Raw genomic sequence first — 1,320 nt, 5'->3', positions numbered from 1 at the left:
TATTTCTTAGACCAATATGGAATCCCACTCGTCATGGTCAATCCAATGCACGTCAAACGTTCGAAAGAACTGGATGATAATTTACCGACCAAGCACGATAAAAAAGATGCGCTAGTCATTGCTCGTTTACTGAAAGACGGACGTTTTAGTTATCCTCGTTTATTAAAGGACATTGATGCTGAATTGCGCATTGGTTCTACCCTTCGCTCCAAATTAACGGAGGACTTAGCAAGTATTAAAAATCGAATCATTCGTTGGCTGGATCGTTACTTTCCAGAGTTTACTCAAGTCTTTCCGTCTTTTGGTAAGATGGCACTTGCCACGCTTGAAATGACTCCGTTGCCACAGGATATTGAACAGAAAGATGCTGAACAGCTTGTTTTTCTCTACCGTCAGGTAGAGGGGATGAGAGTTCCGCAGTTACCTAAAGCAAAGCTACTGATTGAAGCTGCGATAAACTCTATTGGACTGACAGAAGGAACAGAGATGGCCCGACGTGAAATCGCCACGCTCCTACGTCAGTATCGCTTATTAGAAAGCGAAATTGAATCTGTAAATAACCAATTAGCCGAAATGGCTAAAACAACGATGGAGTATGATCTACTTGCATCAGTTCCAGGTTTAGGAGATGCGACGATTGTTGATTTACTTTCAGAAGTAGGAAGCTTTTCACTTTATGAAAATCCACGCCAACTCATTAAACTAGCGGGATTAACATTACGTGAAAACTCATCTGGTCAACATAAGGGACAAAAACATATCTCCAAACGAGGAAGAAAGCGACTTAGATATATTCTTTTCAAAGTAATAGTACCACTCATTCGTCACAATGAAGCATTCAAGAAGCTTCATGAATATTACACAACACGCCAACAAAATCCTCTACGTGGAAAGCAATCAATGGTGGTACTGTGTGGTAAATTACTGAAGATATTACATGGTATTTGTAAAAAGAAAGTCCGTTTTAACGAGAAACATATGATGAAAGACCTCTACTGTCTCGCAGAGACAGCGTAAACAAATTCTTTTCATCGAACTATAACAAGAAGGATGACACGGAGAAGCCGGCAACATAACTAAACTTAGACCAAGAGTCCCCGGGGCAGCTTAGCAGGCCTCTGCCTTATGAATAGACCGAACGAAGGAATGTAAGCGCACTGACGCTAAGAGACATGGGAGGGTACGTCGTCATAAGCATCGCAGAGATCCATTGTGCATCAAATAGTGGACTAAAAAACTAATGATTTTCATTAGTTTTAGCGAAGCGTACGCTCAAATTGGTAATAAAAACTATAAATTCAATTATACGTTTAAAAAGAG

1 protein-coding gene is annotated in these 1,320 nt (G+C 40.3%); it reads left to right on the top strand.

Going from position 1 to position 1,320, the window contains the following annotated elements; genetic code table 11:
• Nucleotides 1-1,017: IS110 family RNA-guided transposase (locus AMD00_RS22495; protein ID WP_053419236.1), on the top strand; the 1,017-nt coding region annotated here is incomplete at its 5' end.
• Nucleotides 1,018-1,320: the final 303 nt, after the last annotated feature.

It is taken from the genome of Viridibacillus arvi (assembly GCF_001274945.1).
GTDB classification, from domain to species: Bacteria; Bacillota; Bacilli; order Bacillales_A; family Planococcaceae; genus Viridibacillus; species Viridibacillus arvi.
The sequence above is the reverse complement of the archived record's forward strand: the minus strand, read 5'-3'. Positions and strand labels throughout refer to the sequence as shown.